Origin of the sequence: Pedobacter yulinensis (assembly GCF_003029735.1) — a bacterium.
In the GTDB taxonomy this organism is placed as follows: Bacteria; Bacteroidota; Bacteroidia; order Sphingobacteriales; family Sphingobacteriaceae; genus Pedobacter; species Pedobacter yulinensis.
The window spans coordinates 123,523-147,979 of the sequence record NZ_KZ686271.1 but is presented as its reverse complement, the minus strand read 5'-3'; the positions used below and the strand labels follow the sequence as shown (position 1 = coordinate 147,979).

Genomic DNA, 24,457 nt, shown 5'->3' with positions numbered 1-24,457 from the left:
GCCGGGAGTTTTTTTTTCGACCTATCAGTTTCCTCTATATTGCCATAGAAAATAACAGTTTGCCCTGGAAACTCAAGTTCTTCATCTTTACAGAAAGAAATTTAAATAGTTACAGTCATGAGCAACGAAAGAAAACTGACCACCGCATCGGGAACACCCTATGCTGAAAATGAAAATAGCCAGAGTGTAGGCGCGCGGGGCCCCCTCTTGCTGCAGGATTTTGTCCTTCATGAGAAGATGGCGCACTTCAACCGCGAGCGTATTCCCGAACGGGTTGTTCATGCAAAGGGCTCAGGTGCATTCGGAAAGTTTACTGTCACGCATGACATTAGCCGCTATACGAAAGCAAAGATATTTAACAAGATCGGCAAGGAAACAAACCTCTTCCTGCGCTTCAGCACCGTTGGCGGGGAAAAAGGAAGCGCTGACACGGAACGGGACCCGCGCGGTTTCGCCATTAAATTTTACACAGAAGACGGGAACTGGGACCTGGTTGGCAACAATACGCCGGTCTTTTTTGTAAAAGACCCAAAAAAATTCAGCGACTTTATCCATACCCAAAAACGCGACCCGCGCACCAATCTGAAAAGCCCTACCATGATGTGGGATTTCTGGAGCCTGAACCCTGAAAGTCTGCACCAGGTGCTCATTCTCATGAGCGACCGCGGAACGCCTCACAGCTACCGCCACATGGACGGTTTTGGATCACATACCTTTAGTATGATCAACGCTGAAAACGAGCGCGTGTGGGTCAAATTCCATTTCAAGACACGTCAGGGAATCAAGAACTTCACCGACAGCGAAGCAGCGGAAATGAAGAGCAGAGACCTGGACTTTGCACAACGGGATCTTATCGAGGCCATTGACAGCAAAAACTTCCCAAAATGGGACATGAAGATCCAGGTGATGACCACCGAACAGGCAGAGCAGTTTCCTTTCAACCCGTTTGACCTGACTAAAGTATGGCCCCATGCCGATTTTCCGCTTATCGATGTGGGCGTACTCGAGCTGAACCAGATCCCTAAAAACTATTTTGCCCAGGTCGAACAGTCGGCATTTGCGCCGGCCCATGTCATAGACGGGATCGGCTACAGTCCCGACAAAATGCTGCAGGGACGATTGTTGTCCTATCCTGATGCGCAGCGCTACCGGCTTGGTGTAAATTATGAGCAGATCCCTGTAAACAGGTGTCCGTATATGGTCAGCAACTATGAACGCGATGGCGCCATGCGTGTAGACGGAAATGGCGATGACAGCCCGAACTACTTTCCAAACAGCTTCGATGATATCGTCGCTGACCAGACCTACAAAGAGCCGGCCTGGGATCTGGGCACGGGTGTGGCCGATTGGTTCGATCGCAACGGCGCCGGAGACAACGACCATTATACCCAGCCTGGGCTATTGTATACAAAGGCTATGAATGATTATGACCGGCATAACCTGGTATCGAATATTGTAGGTGCCATGAGTGGAATTGAAGGTCCGAAACGGGAAGAGATCATCAACAGGCAGTTGTGTCATTTTTTCCGCGCAAATGCCGAACTGGGTATGGGCGTTGCACGTGGACTGAATGTCAATATCGATGAGGTCATGTCGCACCTCAGGCACGCCTGATCAAAAAGTTTGTCATAAAGCGGCTGCTGTCTGGCAGTCGCCTTTTTATCAAATAGCCTTTAAGCGTACGCCATCTGTTTTCTCAGATTGTTCGGCAAGGTCTGCAAGCAAGCGCCGCACCTCGCGGAAATCGTTGAGATAAAATCTTGCTGCAGAAATATTGCTGCCAACCTTGATGGTAAGTGCCGAGGCTGGCAACGCTTTAAAGATATCCTCGTCAGTATGGTCATCGCCAAGCGCAAGAATAAAATCGTAAGTTTTGTCGTGGATCAGGTTTGAAGCCGACTTCCCTTTATTTACTTCAATGTTTTTAAATTCAATCACCTTGTTTCCGGGCATGACCTGAAGGCCCTTATCTGCCGCCAAAGGTTTCAGGTGATTAACAATCTCGCCGGCACGCAGATCACCCAGTCCGGTGTCTGCCTTGCGGTAATGCCAGACAAGCGAATAACTTTTTTCCTCGATGAACGAGCCCGGCGTCCGGTCGGTATAGGTTTCAAGTACCGGACGTATTTCGCTTTTCCACTGCTGTGTAAGCAGTGGGAGGCTGTGCCAATGATCGCCGGTCTTTTGCCAGGCACCATGTTCGGCGATGAGATCAAGTTTCATATGCCCAAACCACTGCTCAAGGGTTTCATGGCGCCGGCCGCTAATGATAACGACACGATTTGCCGGGTCGCTGGTTAATGTTTCCAACAGACTGTATAACTCAGGGTCTGGCGAAACTTTATCAATGTCGCCGCTAAAGCCCATGAGCGTGCCATCATAATCCAGAAAAATACAGCGTTCCCCGCTTCGCTGGTACATCCCCGTGATGTTGGTTCGAATGGCTGCGCCGGCATACTTGGTCAGCAGGTCTTGCTGCATTTTCTTGGCCTCTGCCAACCGCTGCATGAAGAGCCTGACCCAATGGTGGATATTGAATTTTTTGACCAGGTCGCGCATCGACTGCATGCGGGCCTGCTGTTCTTCTGCCGGCATGGTGAGGCCGGTCACAATAGCCTGCATGATGTCACCGATGTTGTTGGGGTTAACAATTAAAGCATCGTTCAGTTCCTTAGATGCGCCGGCCATTTCGCTCAGGATCAGCACACCGGTGTTGCTGGTACGCGATGCGACATACTCTTTGCTGACCAGGTTCATCCCGTCGCGCATGGGTGTAACCAGGCAAATGTCTGCGGTAGCATACAATGCCGACAGGAAATCCATCGGGAAAGAGCGGTAATAATAATGTACAGGCGACCAGTTGAGCGTACGGTAATGCGCATTGATATTGCCGACCAATTGGTCAATTTGTTCCCTCAGCTCACGGTATTGCGGCACGGTATCGCGCGATGGAACGACGATCATATACAGCGAAAACTGCCCGGCATATTCCGGATGTTCCTGCAGCAGCAGCTCTACAGCCTGCAGGCGCTGGATGATGCCTTTGCTGTAATCGAGCCGGTCTATGGACAGGATGATCTTTTGTTCGTTTCCAATGCTTTCTTTTAAGGCCGCAACGTGTTCCCTGACGGCATCTGTTGCCGGCAGCGACTCAAACAATGAGAAATCTATACCCATGGCGAACGATTCGACCAGGATCTGGCGGTCTTTTTTTACCACCATATTGGCTGAGCTGTTAACCGGGAGCAGTCGGGTTGCCGTACTCATAAAATGCCGCACGTCGTCATAGGTATGAAAACCGATCAGATCGGCACCCAATACGCCATTGATCAGTTCGGTGCGCCAGGGAATCAGCCTGAAAATCTCGTAAGACGGAAAAGGGATGTGCTGAAAAAAGCCGATTGTACAGGCAGGGCGCTCCACCCTGATCATTTCGGGGAGCAGCAGCAATTGATAGTCATGTACCCATATCCTGTCGTTTTCTTCTGCCACCTGTGTCACGGCGTCCCGGAATTTGCCATTTACCTGCCGGTAACAGTCCCAATAGGCCTGCTCAAACTTGGCATAAGTTACAGCATAATGAAACACAGGCCACAATACTTCGTTTGAAAAGCCTTCGTAAAACAGGTTGATTTCTTCCTGGGTAAGAAATACCGGGAAAAGATTAAGCGCTTCCAACTGGGCACGCACGTTTTCCTGGCGTTCAGGCGGCACTTCGATTCCTGGCCACCCGATCCAGATGTTGTGCCCGTTTTTATAAATAGAGCCCAGGCCGGTAGCAAGGCCACCTTCGCTGCGGCTCAATTGATATTCACCGTTTTCTTCGGTGATCTTGATAGGTAATCGGTTAGATATAATTATAGTTTTACTCATTCACATTCTCCGCAGTTCTAACAAATAAGGCCCCTGCAAAGAAGATTGTTTTGTTTTTTTTGAATTTGAACCTGATTTGGTCAGCCAGTCTGTAACAAATTGTTGATAACCAGTGTTCTGTGTAAAAATGCCGGCAAAGGTTAACATCAGCTTAACCTGGTAACCCTTAAATTTATGGAAAGCTTCAGGCACAAATTCAACACCTATGAATTGGAAAAAATTTAGCGGCGAACCCATTCAGTCGACGATACTCGACGAAGTAGAGAAAGCCATTCTGAGGGAAACCGGGGCTGGCTACAAGCTAAAGGTCTGCATTGGTACCGACTCGCAGGTTAAGGGGCCGGTCACCGACTTCGCCACCGTCATCGTCTTGCTCAGAGAACACCACGGCGGCTTCATGTACATTCGCCAGGAACGCAGTACCCAGCGTCTTGGCATCAAGGAGAGAATGCTCACCGAAGTGCAGAAATCAATCGAGACAGCTTATTCAATCTGTGACTTGCTAGATATTTATGATGTCGCGCTGGAAGTCCATGCAGACATCAACACCAGCCCCATGTTCAAATCGAACAAGGCCTTAAATGACGCAATGGGATACATTCTAAGCATGGGCTTTATTTTCAAGGCCAAGCCCGAAGCCTTTGCAAGCTCAGCATGCGCTGACAAAATGGTTCACTAGACCGATTACCAGTCAGAGCCTTTCACCACGCGCGGCTGCGAAGCCTGTGCTGGCGCACTCCTGGCCATCGCGAGCCGCATGCGTACCGAAAACCGGCGCGCGGCCCCCTCAACCGATTTAAGGTCCGCCTCCCAGTTTTTCCTGTTCAGTGATCCCGGTTCTTCCTCCAGCGGTGTGCTGATACCCTGCTGAAGTTCGAACTGCCCGTAGCGGTTGCGCTTAAATGGTGTGCTGGTAAAATTTGTTAACCAGTACCGGTACTTTCCTTCCTTCCATTCCATGTGAAAACTGAAACTGATGCGTGCAGCCGGATGTGCCGAAACCAGCGCGCTCCTGCTGATCCGAAACAGGCCTTCCCCGCCCATTTCCTGTCCAGACTGCAGGACTTTTATGCCCTCAGCCGCCAGAAACCCCTGCATCCGCGAAAAAAGCGTATCGCTCGGAAGCGGCTCATGAACCACCTCGTACCAGGTAAACTTGTCGTTTTCATCTTTTGAAAACCTGCCTGCCGAAGACGTTTGTCCGGCCAGCGTACTACAGATACATACTAGATAACACAGCAGGAAAACTGGTTTACCACACAACTGCAGGCGTAAAAACATAAGCTGAAATTTAAGAAAACCATCCGTGTTGTGCACGGATGGTCAAGAACAGAATGATGGAAATTAAAAGCTGTAAACTGCTGCAAGCGAAAACTGCGAAGCCTGTTTCGTATCAAATGCAGCGCTGTTTCGGCCCCGGTAAAAGATCTCCTGTTCACCATTATCGAAACGCAGTTCCGGGATCAGGGTCAGGGGACCCGCTTTAATGTTAGCAGAAAGTGTGAGGGCCGTGACCGCTGAGCCGGCCGCTACATTATAAATAGCTGTTCCGCTTTTTGCCTTAAAGTACTCGCCGCGTAAACCAAGTGCAAATGCGTCGGTAAACGCATATTGCGGGTATAGCGCTGCCCCACTAAAACCGCCTGCTTTATCCGGCATGGTATAATCTGCCGCATTCAGTCCAAGTTTGAACTTGTTGCTGATCTGGTAGGAGGTTGTCAGGTCAAATTCGGTGCCCGAGGGATAACCTGTAATGACATTTAAATAGGCCGTCCACCCATCAACAGGCGAGACCATCAGTTGCGCGCCGAAATCTGAAACACCATTAAAATCCTGATATTTATTCCAGTCGTTAAAAAGCCCCACCATGATGCCGACCCGGTCTGAAAATGAATAATTTGCCTTGATACCGGCATTTTGAAAAGGACCGCTCGAGAAAAGATAGGAAGTGGAGTAATTGAAATTGCCTACCGGCGAAATGACCTCATAACCTACGAACGTACCCATGAAGCCTGCTGTCATTGAAAATTTATCAGTAAAGGCATAACTGACATACAGATTCTGGATATGAAAGCTGTTTGCTGAAGTTTCGCTGTACGCTTCGGCCGCATTGAGAATGGATTGTCCCTGTCCCCGCGGACCGAACGACAAATCGCCCACGAATGAAGCCTTACCAACACTTTTTTTCATGGTGAGATTAACCATACCGAGCGAAACGGAGTTGTGGTCGGTCGCAAAACTGGTTTGAATATTTGACCGTTTGGAGAAATCATACTTAAAGTAAGTATCGACCGAGCCGCTGATGACAAGAGGGTTTACAGCGGTTGAGTCTTGGGCAGAAACGCTCGTTGCTGCACATACGAATAAAGAGAGTAATAGGTTTCTTATTTTCATTTTAGTTTGGTTGAGTGAGTAAATAAAAAAATGGCAGGTTCAGGCCATTAGTGCGCTGCAGGGCGCCCGGCTTCTCCGGAGGGCGTAGACACGACGAGCGTTCCCTGCATGTACTTTTCATTGTGCTGGCTCGCGTCCAGGCCTTCTTCCTCTTCTTCCCGGCTTACGCGAATGGGCTGAATCAGATTAACCAGTTTAAAAATGATGAACGAAACCGCAAAGCTGAAAGCCACCACGATGAGCACACCCTTCAGTTGGGTAAAGAAAAATGCAGGATTACCATACAGCAAGCCATCTGCGCCGGCACTGTTTACTGTTTTCGTAGCGAATACACCGGTGAGCAGCATGCCCACGATACCACCCACGCCATGACATGGGAATACATCGAGCGTATCGTCGAGGGCGGTTTTTGATTTCCAGTAAACGACCAGGTTGGATACAATCGCAGCAGCAACACCAATAAAAATACTTTGAGGAATGGCCACAAAACCTGCGCCCGGTGTAATGGCTACCAGACCCACAACGGCACCAATGCAGAAGCCAAGTACAGAAGGTTTTTTGCCCCTAAGCACATCAAAAAACATCCAGGACAGACCTGCGGCAGCGGCAGCCATGTTTGTCGTAGCAAATGCCGAAACCGAGAGCGAATTGGCACCCAATGCAGATCCTCCGTTAAAACCGAACCAGCCAAACCACAACAGGCCAGTGCCAATCAGTACATACGGAATGTTAGCGGGCGGAATCTCCTGTCGCTCCAGGTGTGAGTTTCTTCGTTTCAACACAAGCGCTCCTGCCAGTGCCGCCATACCGGCCGATATATGCACAACCGTACCACCGGCAAAATCAAGCACCCCCATTTTAAAAAGAATCCCTTCCGGATGCCAGGTCCAGTGTGCCAGCGGTGAATACACAAAAATTGCGAAAAGCAGAATGAAAAGAATATACGAGGTAAATCGGATCCGCTCGGCTACGGCACCGACAACAAGTCCCGGGGTAATGATGGCAAACATGAGCTGAAACAAGGCAAACAGCGTAAGCGGGATGGTTGGAGCAAGGCTCCAGGCTTCACCGGAATTGACCCCCTTAAAGAACAAGAAAGTAGTCGGGTTACCAATAAGACCGTTCACCGTTTCGCCAAATGCAAGGCTAAATGTGACAAGAACCCATAAGACGCTGACAACGCCCGCGGCCACCACACTTTTGATCATCGTCGAAATCACATTCTTCCGGTGAACCATACCTCCATAAAAAAAAGCCAGGCCCGGGGTCATGATAAACACAAGCGCAACTGCGACAATTACCCACGCTATATCTGCTGAATTGTATTTACCAACATCAAAATTGGGAAAAACGGGAATAAAAATCGAAATTATCGCTACGATCGCCAAAATACTGAACGGCAAAAGCGATTTTAAAGACGTTTTGTTCATAATTAAGAATTTTAGTTTGTTTTTTATGGTTATAACACAACTAAAATACTCAAAACATCAAAACTATATTATTTTATACATCATTATTATGTGTAAAACCTTAATTTTTATAAAATTGACCAAAACATCATTTAAAAAATCCAATTTTTTAAATATGATTACCTGCTAAACACTTGTTAAATGGAATTTTAAAAATTAATTTTTAAATAATCACGGCCATTTTATTGCTTTTTCACGTATTATCTTAAAAAAATACAGAGAATCCCTCGAATAAATACATAAATCGCATCGGATTCAAGTTTTTAAACAGAAAAAACAGACTAGTTCAGATCGAAAAATCATCCGTAACTTTGATTGATCGAATAACACCATGAAAATTCTCTTTTTCCTTTTAACCCTGGTCATTCCGGCAGCCGTTTTGGCTCAGACCGACGGCACCTCACAAAAGTTGGACAATCTGCTCCCGATTTCGGATTTCATACCGCTCCGGGCAAAACAGAAAAATTGTCAGATTATAAAGGCAGACTTGTATTGGTCAATCTTTTTGCAACGTGGTGTCCGCCCTGCAACACAGAACTCCCCGACATGCAGACCCGCATCTGGAACAAACACAAAGACAACCCGGATTTCGCACTGTTCGTATTCGGGCGCGAGGAAAACTGGAACAAGCTGAATCCCTATAAAAAACAGCGGGGTTTCACGTTCCCTATCCTGCCTGATGCCGACCGCGGCATTTTCAGCAAGTTCGCCACACAATCCATACCCAGGAACATCCTCATAGACCGTTCAGGCAAGATCATCTACCAGTCAATCGGGTATACTCCGGATGAATTCAACAAGTTGATCAGCCTGATTGACCAGGAATTGCAGCGTGCCGCGAAAACAAAATAAGAGAAGCCCTGTTTTTCCCTAAACATTAAATTGAGCTTAAAACAACTTCAGTTTTCAGAGCAGATCCCTGCAGACCTGGAGACCGTATGGAACTTTTTTTCCTCGCCGGTCAACCTCGCAAAAATTACGCCGGCAGAGATGCAGTTCATCATCACTTCAGACTTCAATGAACACACAAAAATGTTCCCCGGCATGCTGATCACCTATAAAGTGGCGCCGGTTTTAAACATCAAGATGAATTGGGTAACCGAGATCACACACATGCAGGAAAAGTCCTATTTCATCGACGAACAACGCATCGGGCCCTTTGCATTCTGGCACCACCTGCACCAGTTCGAAGAAAACAAAGACGGCGTATTGATGAAAGACACCCTATACTATGATGTCGGCATGAGTATAGCCGGTGCATTTGCCGATGCCGTTATGGTAAACAGACGTGTTAAAAACATCTTCGCCTACCGCAGCCGCAAGATCAGCGAACTTTTTATAAAAAAATAAAGCCCTCCGCATGGCGAAAGGCTTTATCTTATCGTTACGTAAACTTATCTGGTTTCGAGCGCACCTGCTTCGAGGTATTCCTTTTCGATAGTACTATCGGCCACATAAACAACTTCCTTACCAGCAACGATCAACGTGCCTTGTGTATATTTTTCGTTGTGCTGAGATTCATCAAGTCCCAGCTCCTCTTCCTCATCAGACACGCGAAGCGGCTGGACCAGGCCTACAATCTTAAAGATAACAAACGAAACGACCAGGCTATAACCTACAGCGATAAGCATCGCTTTGAGCTGTGTAAAGAAAAATTCGAAATTTCCGAAGAGCAGACCGTCAGCACCAGCACCATTAACGGTTTTGGTCGCGAACACACCGGTCAGCAACATACCTACCATACCGCCCACACCGTGACAAGGGAACACATCGAGGGTATCATCCAACGTTGATTTCGCTTTCCAGTGCGCAACGCCGTTAGAAACGATTGCTGCCAGGAAACCAATGAATATGCTTTGTGGAATGGCCACGAACCCTGCGCCAGGTGTAATGGCAACCAGTCCGACAACCGCACCAATGCAAAAACCAAGCACCGAAGGTTTCTTTCCGCGTATCACATCAAAGAACATCCAGGACAAACCGGCTGCGCCGGCAGCGATATTTGTTGTAGCAAAGGCCGATACTGACAGCGCATTTGCACCAAGTGCCGAACCACCATTAAAACCGAACCAGCCAAACCACAGCAAACCGGTTCCGATCAGTACATAAGGTATGTTGGCAGGCGGAATTTCCCGTTGCTCCAGGTGCGCCTTGCGCCTTTTCAAAACCAGCGCGCCTACCAGGGCCGCACAACCTGCAGAGATATGCACAACAGTACCACCTGCAAAGTCAAGCGCCCCCATCTTAAAGAGGAAGCCTTGCGGATGCCAGGTCCAGTGAGCCAAGGGCGCGTAAACGAACAGGATAAACAAAACGGTAAACAGAATATATGAGGTGAAGCGGATGCGCTCAGCAACTGCACCCACCACAAGGCCCGGGGTTATGATAGCAAACATGAGCTGAAACACCGAAAACAACAGCAGCGGAATGGTCATTGGCGCGCCACCCTGCAGCACCGGCGCCCCTGAAGCTACACCTTTAAAGAAAAGAAATGTCGTCGGATTTCCGATAAAGCCACCAATCGTGTCGCCGAAACAAAGGCTAAACCCAACAACTACCCAAATCACACTAACAACACCGGCAGCCACCACGCTTTTTATCATGGTAGACAATACGTTCTTTCGATGCACCATGCCACCATAAAAAAAAGCAAGGCCAGGCGTCATGAGGAATACCAGCGCAGCAGCGACGAGAATCCAGGCAATATCAGCCGGATTGTATTGTGCCGAATCAGCGAACGCGGGCGCCGATGGTATAAAAATAGCCATGACCGACACCACAGCCAACACCATAAAAGGCGCAATCTGTTTAAAGGTAATTTTTCTTGTACTCATATGTTTGTTCAATTATAAATCAATACAAAATGATGTAACTCTTACTTACAACAAGTCAAATGTATTGAATTATGAATAAAAATATCATAAAAAATACATAAACATGTATATTTTTATGCATTTATTAAATATTAATTGGAATTTCGTCATTAAATTATCGATTTATTACTGAAACAATCTATAAAACCGACAAAAAATCAATAATAAATAGAAAAAACACCATAAAATACCAAATCAGGCAATGAGAAATGAGTTTACAGACGCATTTCTCCAAAAAAAAGCTGAAATCACAGATACAAATTGAAAACCAGGCCTGACATTAAAACACCACGATGCGCAATGCCGCAACCAAAGGTCTCGAACAGATCATGCCTGCGGCAAGGGATAATTCCCAGCCTTAACCCCGATTGGCGGGTCAGGTGCCGCGAAACCGGCGCCAGAAAATTAAAAAACGATGATTAGTTGTTTATACCGACCCGGTATATGCGCTGCCTTGCACCACACCGCGGCGCTCAATTTCTTTGTCCATATAGGTTTGGATCGCAGATTTATTCAGCCCCCAGTTGGGCGCAATAAGAAGATCCCAGTCAGAAATGCCAAATAACCGCTGAATGGTGATATCCGGGCGGATCATCGGAATCAGCTCGCACAGAAAATCAGTATATGCTTCCAGGCTGAACAGCTGAAAGGGCTCGCGCTTGTATTTTACGCCCATAATGGAGCCCTCTACAATATGCAGGTGATGAAACTTAACAAACCTGATCTGCGGGAACCGGTTAATCTCGTGCGCATAAGCCAGCATTTGTTCCCTTGTTTCCCAGGGGAAACCGAAAATGGTATGCACGCAAACGTCGAGCTTGCTGTTGCGAACCAGCTGAAGCGCTGACACCAGTTCGCCATGCGTGCATCCGCGGTTAATCTGCGACAGCGTGTCGTCATATATCGACTCCATACCCATTTCCAGGTCTACATCAAAACGGTCGGTGTAACTTTCCAGCAAGGCGATCTTTTCGGCGTCGATACAATCTGGCCTTGTACCTACCGAAAGCCCTACGATATCTTCGGTTTGTATGCTCAGCGCCTCGTCATACATCATTTTCAAATAATGTGCTGGCGCATACGTATTTGTATTGGGTTGAAAATAGACGATAAATTTATCGGCACGGTACTGCGCCCGGGCACGTTCCATACCTGCAAGCAGCTGCTCCCTGATGGTGGGCATGGTGCGGGAAAGTTCTGGTGTAAAGGAATCCACATTGCAATAGGTGCAGCCCCCATACCCCTTGCTCCCGTCCCGGTTCGGACAGGTAAATCCTCCGTCAACAATTACCTTAAATACACGCTGCCCCTGGTACTTCTGGCGCAGGTATGTCCCGTAATTATTGTAGCCCTTTATGCCCTGATCTATTAACGTACCCATTTCAGCGCAAAGTTACGGTTAATAACTGTAAGCGCCTAGCGTTGCCGTGCTGCAGTTGGCTTGGTCAGGTAATATATGGGAATACCGGCCAGCATGATCAGCACGCCCCAGCCGCAGGTCTCAGGTTTGGTAATCAGCAGCGAAACACTGATCACTGTAGCCACGATAATATACAGTGCGGGCAATACCGGGTAACCGAAGGCCTTGTACGGACGTTCGGCATGGGGCATCTTTTTACGAAGTATGAAAATACCCAGAATGGTGAGAATATAAAAGATCAACACAATAATAATGACATAATCGAGCAGGTCCCCGTACCTCCCGGTCAGACAAAGCAGGGAGGTCCAGATGCCCTGGATCCACAGCGACCAACCGGGCACATCGAAACGGTTCAGTGTACCCGCCTGTTTGAAGAACAAGCCATCTTTAGCCATGGTATAATAAACCCTGGCACCGGCCATGATCAGGCCATTGTTACAGGCAAAGGTGGAGATCATGATCATAACGGCAATGATATTCGTGCCGATATTTCCAAAGATCACTTCAGCGGCCGCAACGGCAACGCGTTCCTGGTCGGCAAACGCGATCTGCTGCAGCGGCAGCACGGCTACATACATCACATTGGCCATGATATAGATAATGCTTACGATCAGCGTACCCAGGAAAAGGCTTAAACCTACATTCCGCTCCGGGCGCTTGATCTCGCCGGCTATAAAAGTAACGCCGTTCCAGGCATCACTACTGAATAAAGAGCCGACCATTGCGGCGGCAATTCCTGCCATCAACGTTGTTCCGCCTATGGCCGTCCAGTTTTGCGTATCTGCATTCCAGGCCTGTGCATTCCAGGCATCTGCCCAGTTTGCATTCCAGACCTCAGCTTTTGCGCCGAGAATAAAACCAAAAATAATCAACCCGAAAAGCGACAGGATCTTGATGATGGTCAGGAAGGTCTGCAAGGTTTTGCTGTTCTTGACCCCCCGGCTGTTTATCCAGGTCAGGAGAATAACAGTGGCGATAGAGACCAGTTGCGCTGCGTTGAGTTTAAAGCTGCCCAGCTGCCAGAGCACATTCTTGTCGCTCAGCGGCTCATAAAGATAGGCAGCAAATTTGGAGAAGGCCACGCCTACGGCAGCAATCGTACCGGTTTGGATGACGGCAAAAAAGCTCCAGCCATACAGGAAGGCAAACAATTTATTGTAGGCCTCTTTCAGGTAAACGTACTGCCCTCCGGCTTTGGGAAACATGGCGCTCAGCTCCCCGTAACTGACGGCCGCGATCATGGTTACCAGAGCTGTCAACACCCAGATCAGGATCAGCCAGCCCGTCGAGCCGACGTGCTGTGTCATATTTGAACTGACGATAAAGATGCCTGAGCCGATCATCGACCCGACTACGAGCATGGTACCGTCGAAAAGGCCGAGCTCGCGTTTAAAAGAATGATCCTGATTTTCCATTTGCCTGGTTTAGTCGGCGCTAATTTATTTAAAAATATTGCATTTACGAATGGCTATATGCCGGCAGCCGTGCCGCGGCCAGCCGTGGCAGCACAGCTGATGAGACAGAACCTCTGTTTTACAAAATGACGGACCGATTTTCATTGAACATTTTTTAGCCTATGTGGAATAAATTCCTATCTTGCTTTCTGTCAAAACTAAACCAAAACACGAGTAAGTAACTATGAATTTTTTACAAGACAATCTGATCTACGCGATCCCCGCCCTGGGCCTGGTTGGCATCCTGGTGATGTTAACAAAAAGTGCCTGGGTATCAAAGCAAGATGCGGGCGATGAGAACATGCGCACGCTGGCCGGACACATTGCCGATGGCGCAATGGCCTTTCTAAGGGCCGAATGGAAAATACTGGGCTATTTTGTCGTCATTGCAGGTGCGCTCCTGGCTTATTCGGGAACGATTCACGAAGTAAACGGCCGCGCCATCCATTCCAGCTGGATCATTTCTGTTGCCTTTGTGATCGGGGCGGTATTTTCTGCCTTTGCCGGGTATATCGGCATGAATGTAGCCACAAAAGCCAATGTCAGAACCACGCAGGCGGCACGTTCAAGCCTTAAAAAAGCCCTCAAAGTATCGTTTACCGGCGGCACGGTGATGGGGCTTGGTGTAGCCGGACTGGCTATTTTCGGCCTCGGCGGCCTTTTTATCGTGTTTTTATCTGCTTTCGCAGACCTTGGTGCCAACCAGGTTAAAACAGCAATCGAAGTCCTGACCGGCTTCTCGCTGGGGGCAGAGTCCATTGCCCTTTTTGCCAGGGTTGGCGGTGGCATTTACACCAAGGCGGCCGATGTAGGTGCAGATCTGGTAGGTAAAGTAGAAGCCGGCATCCCGGAAGATGATGTGCGCAATCCTGCTACCATTGCCGATAACGTGGGCGACAACGTCGGCGATGTTGCCGGCATGGGCGCCGACCTTTTCGGCTCGTATGTGGCAACAGTGCTTGCTACCATGGTGCTTGGCCAGGAAATCGACGCCAGTGGCGACAGCTTTGGCGGTATGTCGCCGATCTTGCTGCCTATGCTCATCAGCGGCCTCGGTATCATCTTCTCCATCGTGGGAACCTGGTTTGTAACCATTAAAAACGAACAGTCAAATGTTCAGAACGCATTGAACCTCGGTAACTGGTCATCGATCATCATTACCGGCATCGCTTCCTTTTTTGTCGTAAAATGGATGCTGCCCGAAAACCTTGAGCTTCGTGGTTATGCATTCTCAAGCATGAATGTCTTTTATGCCATCGTGGTTGGTCTTGTTGTAGGCGCCATTATGAGTATTGTAACCGAGTACTATACCGCCATGGGCAAAGGTCCTGTCGATTCGATCATCCAGCAATCATCTACAGGCCATGCAACGAATATCATTGCCGGACTCGCAGTGGGTATGAAATCGACCGTGATTCCCATTCTCGTCCTGGCGGGAGGTATCATGGCGTCCTATCATTTTGCCGGATTGTACGGTGTGGCCATTGCCGCTGCCGGAATGATGGCAACCACAGCCATGCAGCTGGCCATTGATGCTTTTGGCCCGATCGCAGATAACGCCGGGGGCATTGCCGAGATGAGCCAGCTTCCGCCGGAAGTACGCGAACGCACCGACAACCTCGATGCGGTGGGCAACACAACCGCGGCCACAGGTAAAGGTTTCGCCATTGCTTCGGCAGCGCTGACCTCGCTGGCTTTATTTGCCGCCTTTGTAGGCATCGCAGGCATCACCGCGATCGATATCTATAAAGCCCCTGTACTTGCCGGCCTGTTCGTGGGCGGCATGATCCCATTTGTCTTTTCGGCTTTGTGCATACAGGCAGTTGGCCGGGCGGCTATGGACATGGTGCAGGAAGTACGCCGCCAGTTCAGGGAAATTCCCGGCATCATGGAATACAAGGCGAAACCCGAGTATGAAAAATGCGTAGCCATTTCAACCAAGGCATCCATTCGCGAAATGCTGCTTCCAGGTGGCATTGCGCTGATCACGCCTGTTGTGGTCGGGTTCATCTTCGGTCCCGAAGTGCTTGGCGGCCTGCTGGCCGGTGTTACCGTCTCTGGTGTGCTGATGGGCATATTCCAGAGTAATGCCGGCGGGGCCTGGGACAACGCTAAAAAATCGTTCGAGAAAGGGGTGGAAATTAATGGCGAAATGCACTATAAAAAATCAGAACCGCATAAAGCTTCGGTTACCGGCGATACGGTGGGCGATCCTTTCAAAGACACCTCCGGACCTTCAATGAATATCCTGATCAAACTGATGTCGATCGTTTCGCTTGTCATAGCACCTTATATTGCTGTTTCGCCGACAGAAAGCATGACTGCAAAGAACGAGGCGGCAAAGAAGCTGCGCAGGTCAGAAACCTCACACAAAACACCGGCAAACAGAATAATTGCAGACAAAAAGGTTACCCTACTGCAACAACCTTAAAACATAGCGACTTAAAACACATTGAAAAAGGGATTTAGCATAAATCCCTTTTCTATTTAGATTATTTTTCTTTAGGTTTACGCCTTTCTATAAACAAACTAACGTAATATTATTTTAACTAATCTATGTTTCATAAGAAATCAATAGAGCAGCTTCTATTTGAAGCTGGTCAAAGTGGCGAGGGGAATCTGAAACGGTCACTTTCCAGCTGGAACCTTGTTGCATTGGGAATTGGCGCCATTATCGGCGCGGGGTTGTTTTCGTTAACCGGTATAGCTGCTGCCGAAAATGCCGGTCCGGCGGTAACCATCTCGTTCGTTCTGGCAGCCGTTGCCTGTGCTTTTGCCGGTCTCTGTTACGCAGAATTTGCTTCGATGATCCCTGTTGCTGGGAGCGCCTACACCTATTCTTATGCAACCATGGGCGAGTTTATGGCCTGGATCATTGGCTGGGACCTGGTACTGGAATACGCCCTTGGTGCTGCAACCGTTTCAGTTAGCTGGTCCCGGTACTTGCTGGAACTGCTGCATAAGTACAACATTCACTTACCGCATGAGCTGATCGTATCGCCCTGGGAGACTGTTAAACTGGGCGACGGTACCATTATAGACGGTGGTGTCATCAACCTGCCAGCTATTTTCATTGTCAGCCTGCTCTCGCTTGTCCTGATTCGCGGAACAAAAGAATCTGCAACCATGAACAACCTCCTGGTTATTCTTAAAGTTGCCGTTGTACTGATCTTTATCGCACTTGGCTGGGGCCACATCAACGAGGCCAATTACACGCCATACATTCCTGAAAACGTAGGTCCGGGACAGTTCGGCTGGAGCGGCATATCACGTGGCGCTGCGGTCGTGTTCTTTGCCTTCATCGGCTTTGACGCCGTTTCTACTGCTGCACAGGAAGCTAAAAATCCGCAGAAAGGCATGCCGATCGGTATCCTGGGTTCACTGATCGTATGTACCATCCTGTATGTGCTTTTTGCCCACGTAATGACCGGCCTTGTAAATTATAAAGACTTTGCAGGCGACGCCAAACCTGCAGCAACCGCATTTGCCGTTACAGGTTATGGTTTCCTCCAGGATGCGCTGATTATCGCGATCCTGGCCGGTTACACCTCGGTGATCCTGGTCATGCTGATGGGGCAGTCGCGGGTATTCTATACCATGTCTAAAGACGGCCTTTTGCCGAAATTCTTCAGCAAAGTGCATCCGAAGTTTTCTACACCCTTCAAAACGAACCTGTTTTTCATGGTGTTTGTAAGCCTTTTCGCCGGGTTTGTGCCTGTATCAGACCTGGGCCATATGGTGAGTATCGGTACCCTGCTGGCGTTCGTACTTGTATGTATCGGCGTATTGGTTATGCGGAAATCGCTGCCAGACGCTGTACGGCCTTTCCGCACGCCGCTCGTGCCTTTCGTACCGATTATGGGTATTGTGGTTTGTGTATACCTAATGGCATCGCTGCCCGGAGAAAGCTGGATCCGCCTGGTGATCTGGATGGCGCTGGGTGTAGCCATTTACTTTGGTTATGGCCGCCGCCACAGCAAGGTGCGCAGCCTGAACGAAGCTGAAAAGTTAGCTGAAAAATAAATAGAATAAAAGACAAAAAGCCACACCGCAAGTGTGGCTTTTTTTATGCCGCGTCTTCTGAGCCTGGCTGCCTGTGCCCGCTGGCGATTATTGCTTATCTTTGCCCAAAAAACAAGCAATGGAATTCAGTTTCAGCCAGATACTTTCTGTGACCATGATCCTCTTCGCGATCATCGATATTCTCGGATCAATTCCGATCATCATCGAACTTCGCCGCAAGGCCGGACACATCCAGTCTGAAAAGGCTTCGCTTGTTGCCCTTTCGCTGATGATCCTGTTTTTGTTCCTAGGCGAGTCGCTGCTTAGAGTTATTGGCCTGGATGTCGCTTCCTTTGCCATTGCAGGCTCGATTGTTATCTTCTGCATTGCCCTGGAGATGGTGCTTGGCCTGACCATCTTTAAAGAAGACGCACTTGAAACCGTCTCGATCGTCCCGCTTGCTTTCCCGCTGATAGCCGGGGCTGGAACGATGACCACACTTCTTTCGCTCAAAACTGAATACGCGACCCAGAATATCCTGGTCGGCATTATTCTGAACATGACGTTTGTTTACTTCGTACTGAAAAACACAGCCAGGCTGGAACGTTTGTTTGGTAAATCCGGACTGAACGTTTTGCGCAAGACCTTTGGCGTGATCCTGCTTGCCATTGCCATTAAACTGTTCCGCACCAATACCGGATTGTAAATTTATGCCGGCGCAGTGTAACCTTTGCGACTTGAGTATGTCTCAATCATATGAACAGCTTCGAGGAATATACCCTGATCATAGGAGCCCTGGCTGTAGCCATTGAAGCCTTCCAACTGCTAAAGAAAAAGGTTGCAAAATGGTTTGGCCATTCCCCTTAGGCAGTGCCATCGTCTTCGGCGCTGCGCTGAAAGCTATAGAAAAGATAACCAAGAAACGGCAGGATGAGCAGGCTGCCGGCCAGCAATGCAACACCAAGTGTCTGGATCGTCTTTTCAGGTGCCATGTGTTCATAAAGCGATAAATCCTGTCCGTTCTTTAAGCGCAAAAAATAAGGAAAGTGGGCATAACTGATGGCCACAAGGATCATGGTAACCTGGAAACCTGCCAGGATGCGCAATACTCTCGTCTTTCCCCTCAGCAACAGATACCATAAAACCACCAGCGACAAAGTTGCAGCCGTGATCGCCGATAAACCGACGGGATTCTCGAAAATCCAGCTTCGCAGCGGGACACCATCCTGCTCGGCAAAAACAAAGACAATACAGCCGCTGGCTACCGCAGCAAGGTTCATCTGTTTTGCCTTCCGGATAAACCGTTGCCGGTCTGCAGCATCGTCAGCCTCGCCGATCAGGTAAATAGCAGCAAGAAAGCCGCACAAAGCAACCGTGAACAGTCCGACAGATATCGAAAAGCCGTTCAGCCAGCCCCAGATATAGGCGTCTGCAAAGTTCCGGGCACCGGTATCAATATGTCTGGAAATAACGCTTCCCGCTATAATGCCCAGAAACAGCGGCGTGATAAAACTGCTGTAAACAAATATCCGGTTGTATGTCTGCTGCATCCGGTCCTTTACCGCATCATAATGCCTGAAAACGAAGGCTGTGCCGCGGGCGATGATGCCGATCAGCATTATGGCCAGCGGGATATGCAGGTAAACTGACATGGCGCTGTAAATGGAGGGGAAACCGACAAACAGAATAACCACAGCAATAATAAGCCACATGTGGTTCGCTTCCCATACCGGCCCGATAGCATGGTACATGGTCTTGCGCGTTTTACTCAGGTTTTTCCTTGAGGTAAGCAGCTCGACGATACCCGCCCCAAAATCGGCACCACCGAGCAAAAAGTAAAGCAGAATAGATACGCAAAAAAAGATGATGACCACAGCTTCCATTAGTGTGTTTTTTTAAGATCAGACGAGCCCGAGCTGTACAGCACCGGCACCATTTTAATCTGGCGGTACAACAAAAAGATGACAATAAGGCTAAGCGACAAATAAATGGCCGAGAAGAGATAAAAAGACCAGGCAATACCCGGCATCGGCGTTACGGCGTCGGCCGTTCGCATCACGCCGTAAATAATCCAGGGCTGTCTCCCCACCTCCGTTACCACCCAACCTGCCTCCAGGGCAATGTAACCCAGCGGAATGGCAAATACGAACAATTTTAAGAACCAGCTTTTTTCCAGCCACGACCTTTTTCTGGCCAGTGCAATGAAATAAACAAGTGAAATGATCATGAGGAGGGTTCCTATGCCGACCATGATCTGAAAGGCATAATGGGTAACGGCTACAGGCGGCCGGTCGGCCGGAGCAATTTTATCCAGGCCGGTTACTTCTGCCTGCCACTCGCCATGGGCCATGTAGCTGAGCAAACCGGGTATTTCAATTTTTGCATGCACCTGTCCGGTCTTGTCGTCAGGTATACCGCCAATGATTAGCGGCGCGCTGCGCTCGGTCCGGTACAAGGCCTCCATTGCGGCCAGCTTTGCCGGCTGACGTTGAGCGACGTCTTTTGCAGACAAGTCACCACTTAGCGGCTGCAACAGGGCGGCTATACAGGCAAATACAGCGGCAATGCGGAATGCCTTTGCATGAAACTCACTTTGCCTGTTGCGCAGCAACATCAGCGCGTGCACGCCCGCCACTGCAAAGCCGGTCGAAGCAAAAGCAGCCAGGCTCATGTGCAGGGCCTGGCTGAACCAGGCTTTGTTAAACATCGCAGCAACGGGATCTACGTTCAGATACTTGCCGTCTACAAAATCAAAACCCGCCGGACTGTTCATCCAGGCATTGGCCGCAACAACCAAGATGCCAGAGGCTAAGCCGCTAAAACCCACGACAAGACCTGTAAACCAATGAAACCAGCGGTTCAGTTTTTCCCAGCCGTACAGGAAAAATCCGAGCGCAATCGCCTCTATAAAAAAAGCGGTACCTTCAAGCGAGAACGGCATTCCGAAGATCGGGCCGGCATGTTTCATAAATTCAGGCCAGAGCAGTCCCAGCTCGAACGACAGCACCGTTCCTGAAACAGCACCGGTTGCAAAAAAAATCGCCACACCCTTACTCCAGGCCTTTGTCAGGTCCTTATATACCGGCCGGCCTGTACGCAACCATTTGTAATGGGAAACAGCCATAAAGAACGGCATGACCATCCCTATACAGGCATAAATAATGTGAAAACCGAGGGAGAGCGCCATTTGCGAACGGGCGGCGAGAAAATCATCCATATACCGGGGCATTTAAGATTTGTAACAAATATAGGATACCTGTTCCCGATAGTCGAACGACCCGCACGAAGCCTTGCCGCCTGGCGTAATTTAGAATCAATCTAAAATATGCCGGCATGTTTTGGCCAAAAAAAGCTATTTTGCGCCAAAATACACAACATGCAAAAAGAGCTAAAAGAAGAAACGTATAACCTGATCCTGGAACTTTCTGAGATCGGAAATGCCCTTGCCGACCAGGACGATTTTAACGGTGCAAGGGCAAAATTTGAAGAGGCCCTTGCGCTCTTACCCGAACCTTATACCGACTGGGAGGCTGCCCTTTGGTTGTATGCCAGTATTGGCGACATGGCGTTTCTCTCTGCCCGGTATGATGACGCGGCAGATGCGTTACAGTCCGCGCTTGTTTGTGAAGAGGGTATCACCAACCCGTTTGTGCAGTTGCGCCTCGGACAATCCCTGTTCGAACTTGGCGCCCATGATGCAGCGGTTGAGCACCTGCTGCGCGCCTATATGTTGGAAGGAAGCGAAATTTTCGACTCAGAAGACCCAAAGTACTTCCATTACCTGAAAACCCAGGTTAAAGACATCAACTGATTGATCGAGCAGACCAGACATAAAAAGGCCATTGCGATTGCAATGGCCTTTTACTTTTTAGGGTTGGGTATCTGCGCCCGGAACCGTGCCCGGTTCGTGGCTATCACCAAGTGGCTTGTGCCTCCGGGTGTGACCGGTCGAAAAGTGGCCCTGATTCAGTGATTCAATCCCTTCCGGATTGGTCGGCTTTTCATTTTCCTGGTTTTCTTCCTGCCCGGTACCCTCCCCGCTGCCGGGGCTATTTAATCTTTCCTGTTCTTCGTTGCTGCTGTTATGCAGCCCGTCTGGATTAGTGCTTGAATTCATGGTCTTTATCTTTTAGATTCACAACTGGACTCAAAAGACTAACAGCCCCCACCGGTAAATGTTTCAAAGCTGGCTGCCCGACTGCCTAAGCATTCACATTCTGCTGTACAACCTGTTTTACTTTCTCCACTACATAATCCAGTTCTTCCCGGGTGTTGTATTTGCTGAACGAAAAGCGCACCGAGGGGCGGTTGGGATCTGCCCCGATACCGCTCAGAACGTGCGACCCGATGTTAGAGCCGGATGAACAGGCGCTTCCGCCAGAGGCGCAGATACCGTTGATATCAAGGTTAAAAAGCAGCATGTCTGCCATTTCCATTTCCGGGAATGACACATTCAGTACCGTATACAGGCTTTTATCAGGATCGGTTTCCCCATTGAAAGTAACCCCGGGAACCTCTGTTTCGAGCCGGTTCTTCAGGTAGTCTTTCAACGATTGGATGTATTGCTGGTGGCGCTCCATATCTGCATAGGCAATTTGCAGCGCCTTGGCCAGCCCGACGATGCCGTACACGTTTTCGGTGCCGCCGCGCATGTTGCGCTCCTGGGCGCCGCCGTAAATCATAGGTGGAATCTTAATCTTGCTGTTTACATACAGAAAACCCGCTCCTTTCGGTCCGTGAAGCTTATGGGCAGCACATACCAGGAAATGGGCCTTCAGCTTTTTAACATCATGCACGTAATGTCCCATGGTTTGCACGGTATCTGCATGGTAAATCGCATGATAGGCTTCGCAGATTGCCCCGACCCGTTCCATGTCGGTCAGCGTACCGAGCTCGTTGTTGGCATGCATCAGGGAAACAAAAGACCGTTCGTTTTCGCGCAGCAGCTCTTCCAGATGATCGTAATCGACGTTACCTTTTTCATCGATCCCCACAAAACTCAGCTTGTCAATTACACCGTCCCGCAGCAAGTTGTGCAGGGTCTGTTCAACCGCATGGTGCTCGATTTTGCTGGTAATGGCATGCCTGATGCCATAGGCGGCGATACCGCAGCGAATGGCCATGTTATCGGCTTCTGTACCGCCCGATGTAAAGAAAATCTCTGACGGTGCCGCATTCAGGATTCCTGAAACGGTTTTTCTCGCTTTTTCAACCAGTGTTCTGACCTCGCGGCCAAGGGCATGAATGGCAGACGGGTTTCCGAAGAAATTCTCCATCACGTTTGTCATTTCGGCGATAACTTCCTTATCGAGCGGCGTGGTCGCGGCATTGTCCAGGTAAACCCTTTGCATGTTCCAGAATTTAATAAGTTAGTAAACCAGCCTGCCCTTTCAGGCGGGCCGGTGTGCAGACGGCTTGTGGCCGTCCTCCGGACCATGTCCGGCGTATTATTTTGTACCGAGAATCTCCTTGATGTCTGCGATGATCTTTGCAGCAAGGTTTTCGGCAATGGTTTCATTCTCCGCTTCGCTGTAAATGCGAATGATCGGCTCAGTATTTGAACGCCGCAAATGTACCCATTTTTTGTCAAACTCTATTTTCAATCCGTCAATTGTGCTGAGCGGCTGGCTGCTGTATTTTTCTTTCACGCTGACAAGCAGGCCGTCAATATCCATATCGTCTGTAAGCGTAATCTTGTTCTTGGAAATGTGATAGGCCGGGTAGCTGCTGCGTAAAACTGAAATGGGTTTACCGAATCTGGCCAGGTGCGTCAGGAAAAGGGCAATGCCAACCAGTGCATCACGGCCGTAATGAAGTTCGGGGTAAATAATGCCGCCATTGCCTTCGCCGCCGATAACCGCCTGCACAGCCTTCATCTGGTTAACCACGTTCACCTCGCCTACAGCTGCTGCATGATATTCCTGTCCGGCGGCCTCCGTCACATCGCGGAGGGCCCTGGTCGATGACAGGTTCGAAACGGTATTGCCAGGGGTATGTTTCAGAATGAAATCGGCTACCGCCACGAGCGTATACTCTTCGCCGAACATGCTGCCGTCTTCATTGACGAAACACAGGCGGTCTACATCGGGGTCAACGACGATGCCGAAGTGTGCATTGCGTTTCTGGACCTCCTTAGATATTTCGGTCAGGTTTTCTGGCAGCGGCTCCGGATTGTGCGGAAAATGGCCGTTTGGCTCACAGTAGAGTTCAGTAATCTCTGTTACGCCCAGTGCCCGGAGCAACGCAGGAACATAAATGCCTCCTGTCGAGTTTACGCAATCGATCACGACGCGAAAACCAGCCTGACGAATCGCCGCTGTGTCTACAAGCGGCAGCGCCAGGATTTTGTCAATGTGTTTTTGCAGGTAGGTATCGTTCTGAACGATCTGACCCAGGTCGTTTACATCGGCAAACGCAAAATCAGCGCGTTCGGCCATGTCAAGTACTTCCTTGCCATCGGCATCACTGATAAACTCACCTTTTTCGTTCAGCAGTTTCAGCGCGTTCCACTGTTTTGGATTGTGGCTGGCCGTAAGAATGATGCCACCGCCTGCCGCTTCGCCGGGAACGGCGATCTCGACCGTTGGTGTGGTCGACAAGCCGAGGTCGATCACCTCGATGCCCAGTCCCTGCAGCGTTCCCAGGACCAGGTTATTGACCATAGACCCGGAAATACGGGCATCTCGCCCAACGACAATTTTTTTAGTGCCGCTTTTGGCAACGACCCAGGCGCCGAAAGCAGCTGTAAATTTTACGATATCGATAGGCGTTAGTCCTGAACCGGCAGGGCCGCCGATGGTTCCGCGAATGCCGGAAATTGATTTGATAAGTGTCAAAGGTTTACGAATTTGGTGAGCGCCAAAAATAAAAAATTCCCCGCTAAGCATCGCCGGTTCAGCCGTTTTTATTGTCTGTCAGCGCAAAATGCAGCAATGCTGCAACAGGTTGTAGCCCGAACCCGTCAAAATAGTA

At 49.3% G+C, this 24,457-nt stretch carries 19 protein-coding genes and 1 pseudogene; 8 read left to right on the top strand and 12 right to left on the bottom strand.

The window, feature by feature from the left end:
• Nucleotides 1-117: 117 nt before the first annotated feature.
• Nucleotides 118-1,614: a catalase gene (locus C7T94_RS17440; RefSeq protein WP_107217041.1), complete on the top strand. Its 1,497-nt coding sequence runs from the start codon at nucleotides 118-120 to the stop codon at nucleotides 1,612-1,614.
• 48 nt (nucleotides 1,615-1,662) lie between these two features.
• Here C7T94_RS17440 and C7T94_RS17435 read toward each other — a convergent pair whose 3' ends face one another.
• Nucleotides 1,663-3,873: a bifunctional alpha,alpha-trehalose-phosphate synthase (UDP-forming)/trehalose-phosphatase gene (locus C7T94_RS17435; protein ID WP_107217039.1), complete on the bottom strand. Its 2,211-nt coding sequence runs from the start codon at nucleotides 3,871-3,873 to the stop codon at nucleotides 1,663-1,665.
• A 205-nt stretch (nucleotides 3,874-4,078) separates the two neighbouring features.
• Between C7T94_RS17435 and C7T94_RS17425 the strand changes: the two genes are divergently transcribed.
• Nucleotides 4,079-4,552 carry a ribonuclease H-like YkuK family protein gene (locus C7T94_RS17425; protein ID WP_107217035.1) on the top strand — a complete coding sequence of 158 codons (474 nt, stop codon included), beginning with the start codon at nucleotides 4,079-4,081 and terminating at the stop codon, nucleotides 4,550-4,552.
• Between the two features lie 5 nt (nucleotides 4,553-4,557).
• Here C7T94_RS17425 and C7T94_RS17420 read toward each other — a convergent pair whose 3' ends face one another.
• From C7T94_RS17420 to C7T94_RS17410, 3 genes are all read right to left on the bottom strand, one after another.
• Nucleotides 4,558-5,154, bottom strand: a complete 597-nt coding sequence (locus C7T94_RS17420; RefSeq protein WP_107217033.1) for a hypothetical protein — start codon at nucleotides 5,152-5,154, stop codon at nucleotides 4,558-4,560.
• A gap of 63 nt (nucleotides 5,155-5,217) precedes the next feature.
• Nucleotides 5,218-6,267 (bottom strand): porin, encoded by a 1,050-nt coding sequence (locus tag C7T94_RS17415; protein WP_107217031.1) that lies wholly within the window; start codon nucleotides 6,265-6,267, stop codon nucleotides 5,218-5,220.
• A 47-nt stretch (nucleotides 6,268-6,314) separates the two neighbouring features.
• Nucleotides 6,315-7,697, bottom strand: a complete 1,383-nt coding sequence (locus C7T94_RS17410; RefSeq protein ID WP_107217030.1) for an ammonium transporter — start codon at nucleotides 7,695-7,697, stop codon at nucleotides 6,315-6,317.
• Nucleotides 7,698-8,153: 456 nt separating this feature from the next.
• On the opposite strand from C7T94_RS17410, the pseudogene C7T94_RS17405 reads away from it, so the two are divergent.
• Together C7T94_RS17405 and C7T94_RS17400 are read left to right on the top strand one after the other, a co-directional pair.
• A pseudogene (locus tag C7T94_RS17405) lies at nucleotides 8,154-8,588 on the top strand (TlpA family protein disulfide reductase); the annotation flags it as partial.
• A gap of 30 nt (nucleotides 8,589-8,618) precedes the next feature.
• Nucleotides 8,619-9,086 carry an SRPBCC family protein gene (locus C7T94_RS17400; RefSeq protein WP_239495059.1) on the top strand — a complete coding sequence of 156 codons (468 nt, stop codon included), beginning with the start codon at nucleotides 8,619-8,621 and terminating at the stop codon, nucleotides 9,084-9,086.
• Between the two features lie 44 nt (nucleotides 9,087-9,130).
• Here the strand turns inward: C7T94_RS17400 and C7T94_RS17395 are convergent, their stop codons facing one another.
• The 3 genes from C7T94_RS17395 to C7T94_RS17385 all read right to left on the bottom strand — a co-directional run bounded on the left by C7T94_RS17395 (nucleotide 9,131) and on the right by C7T94_RS17385 (nucleotide 13,444).
• Nucleotides 9,131-10,570 carry an ammonium transporter gene (locus C7T94_RS17395; protein WP_107217028.1) on the bottom strand — a complete coding sequence of 480 codons (1,440 nt, stop codon included), beginning with the start codon at nucleotides 10,568-10,570 and terminating at the stop codon, nucleotides 9,131-9,133.
• Nucleotides 10,571-11,036: 466 nt separating this feature from the next.
• Nucleotides 11,037-11,990: a tRNA modification radical SAM protein MnmL/YtqA gene (locus C7T94_RS17390; protein WP_107217026.1), complete on the bottom strand. Its 954-nt coding sequence runs from the start codon at nucleotides 11,988-11,990 to the stop codon at nucleotides 11,037-11,039.
• A 35-nt stretch (nucleotides 11,991-12,025) separates the two neighbouring features.
• On the bottom strand, nucleotides 12,026-13,444 hold the full coding sequence (locus C7T94_RS17385) for an APC family permease (protein WP_107217024.1): 1,419 nt from the start codon (nucleotides 13,442-13,444) through the stop codon (nucleotides 12,026-12,028).
• 223 nt (nucleotides 13,445-13,667) lie between these two features.
• On the opposite strand from C7T94_RS17385, the gene C7T94_RS17380 reads away from it, so the two are divergent.
• The 3 genes from C7T94_RS17380 to C7T94_RS17370 all read left to right on the top strand — a co-directional run bounded on the left by C7T94_RS17380 (nucleotide 13,668) and on the right by C7T94_RS17370 (nucleotide 18,191).
• Nucleotides 13,668-15,914, top strand: coding sequence for a sodium-translocating pyrophosphatase (locus C7T94_RS17380; RefSeq protein WP_107217022.1), 2,247 nt, complete (start codon nucleotides 13,668-13,670; stop codon nucleotides 15,912-15,914).
• A 125-nt stretch (nucleotides 15,915-16,039) separates the two neighbouring features.
• Nucleotides 16,040-17,506 (top strand): amino acid permease, encoded by a 1,467-nt coding sequence (locus C7T94_RS17375; protein WP_107217020.1) that lies wholly within the window; start codon nucleotides 16,040-16,042, stop codon nucleotides 17,504-17,506.
• Between the two features lie 118 nt (nucleotides 17,507-17,624).
• A complete protein-coding gene (locus tag C7T94_RS17370) occupies nucleotides 17,625-18,191 on the top strand; it encodes a MarC family protein (RefSeq protein WP_107217018.1) in 567 nt (188 codons plus the stop codon).
• A gap of 157 nt (nucleotides 18,192-18,348) precedes the next feature.
• Here C7T94_RS17370 and C7T94_RS17365 read toward each other — a convergent pair whose 3' ends face one another.
• Together C7T94_RS17365 and C7T94_RS17360 are read right to left on the bottom strand one after the other, a co-directional pair.
• Nucleotides 18,349-19,368, bottom strand: coding sequence for a cytochrome d ubiquinol oxidase subunit II (locus C7T94_RS17365; protein WP_107217016.1), 1,020 nt, complete (start codon nucleotides 19,366-19,368; stop codon nucleotides 18,349-18,351).
• Nucleotides 19,368-20,702 (bottom strand): cytochrome ubiquinol oxidase subunit I, encoded by a 1,335-nt coding sequence (locus C7T94_RS17360; RefSeq protein ID WP_107217014.1) that lies wholly within the window; start codon nucleotides 20,700-20,702, stop codon nucleotides 19,368-19,370. The genes C7T94_RS17365 and C7T94_RS17360 overlap by 1 nt, the downstream gene beginning before the upstream one ends.
• 159 nt (nucleotides 20,703-20,861) lie before the next feature.
• Here C7T94_RS17360 and C7T94_RS17355 point away from each other — a divergent pair, with 159 nt between their 5' ends.
• Entirely contained in the window at nucleotides 20,862-21,296 is a 435-nt protein-coding gene (locus tag C7T94_RS17355) for a tetratricopeptide repeat protein (protein WP_107217012.1), read from the top strand.
• Between the two features lie 57 nt (nucleotides 21,297-21,353).
• Here the strand turns inward: C7T94_RS17355 and C7T94_RS17350 are convergent, their stop codons facing one another.
• From C7T94_RS17350 to glmM, 3 genes are all read right to left on the bottom strand, one after another.
• A complete protein-coding gene (locus C7T94_RS17350) occupies nucleotides 21,354-21,602 on the bottom strand; it encodes a hypothetical protein (protein ID WP_107217010.1) in 249 nt (82 codons plus the stop codon).
• 85 nt (nucleotides 21,603-21,687) lie between these two features.
• Complete coding sequence (locus tag C7T94_RS17345) at nucleotides 21,688-22,836, bottom strand: cysteine desulfurase family protein (RefSeq protein ID WP_107217007.1); 1,149 nt, start codon at nucleotides 22,834-22,836, stop codon at nucleotides 21,688-21,690.
• A 96-nt stretch (nucleotides 22,837-22,932) separates the two neighbouring features.
• A complete protein-coding gene (gene glmM / locus C7T94_RS17340) occupies nucleotides 22,933-24,321 on the bottom strand; it encodes a phosphoglucosamine mutase (protein ID WP_107217154.1) in 1,389 nt (462 codons plus the stop codon).
• Nucleotides 24,322-24,457: the final 136 nt, after the last annotated feature.

Bases quoted from the DNA above. Each gene is read 5' to 3' on its own strand.
- C7T94_RS17370 (WP_107217018.1), top strand. From the start codon at position 17,625: ATGGAATTCAGTTTCAGCCAGATACTTTCTGTGACCATGATCCTCTTC.
- C7T94_RS17365 (WP_107217016.1), bottom strand. From the start codon at position 19,368: ATGGAAGCTGTGGTCATCATCTTTTTTTGCGTATCTATTCTGCTTTAC.
- C7T94_RS17395 (WP_107217028.1), bottom strand. From the start codon at position 10,570: ATGAGTACAAGAAAAATTACCTTTAAACAGATTGCGCCTTTTATGGTG.
- C7T94_RS17355 (WP_107217012.1), top strand. From the start codon at position 20,862: ATGCAAAAAGAGCTAAAAGAAGAAACGTATAACCTGATCCTGGAACTT.
- C7T94_RS17350 (WP_107217010.1), bottom strand. From the start codon at position 21,602: ATGAATTCAAGCACTAATCCAGACGGGCTGCATAACAGCAGCAACGAA.
- C7T94_RS17390 (WP_107217026.1), bottom strand. From the start codon at position 11,990: ATGGGTACGTTAATAGATCAGGGCATAAAGGGCTACAATAATTACGGG.
- C7T94_RS17420 (WP_107217033.1), bottom strand. From the start codon at position 5,154: ATGTTTTTACGCCTGCAGTTGTGTGGTAAACCAGTTTTCCTGCTGTGT.
- C7T94_RS17375 (WP_107217020.1), top strand. From the start codon at position 16,040: ATGTTTCATAAGAAATCAATAGAGCAGCTTCTATTTGAAGCTGGTCAA.
- C7T94_RS17345 (WP_107217007.1), bottom strand. From the start codon at position 22,836: ATGCAAAGGGTTTACCTGGACAATGCCGCGACCACGCCGCTCGATAAG.
- C7T94_RS17415 (WP_107217031.1), bottom strand. From the start codon at position 6,267: ATGAAAATAAGAAACCTATTACTCTCTTTATTCGTATGTGCAGCAACG.
- C7T94_RS17425 (WP_107217035.1), top strand. From the start codon at position 4,079: ATGAATTGGAAAAAATTTAGCGGCGAACCCATTCAGTCGACGATACTC.
- C7T94_RS17435 (WP_107217039.1), bottom strand. From the start codon at position 3,873: ATGAGTAAAACTATAATTATATCTAACCGATTACCTATCAAGATCACC.
- C7T94_RS17385 (WP_107217024.1), bottom strand. From the start codon at position 13,444: ATGGAAAATCAGGATCATTCTTTTAAACGCGAGCTCGGCCTTTTCGAC.
- C7T94_RS17380 (WP_107217022.1), top strand. From the start codon at position 13,668: ATGAATTTTTTACAAGACAATCTGATCTACGCGATCCCCGCCCTGGGC.
- C7T94_RS17360 (WP_107217014.1), bottom strand. From the start codon at position 20,702: ATGGATGATTTTCTCGCCGCCCGTTCGCAAATGGCGCTCTCCCTCGGT.
- C7T94_RS17410 (WP_107217030.1), bottom strand. From the start codon at position 7,697: ATGAACAAAACGTCTTTAAAATCGCTTTTGCCGTTCAGTATTTTGGCG.
- C7T94_RS17440 (WP_107217041.1), top strand. From the start codon at position 118: ATGAGCAACGAAAGAAAACTGACCACCGCATCGGGAACACCCTATGCT.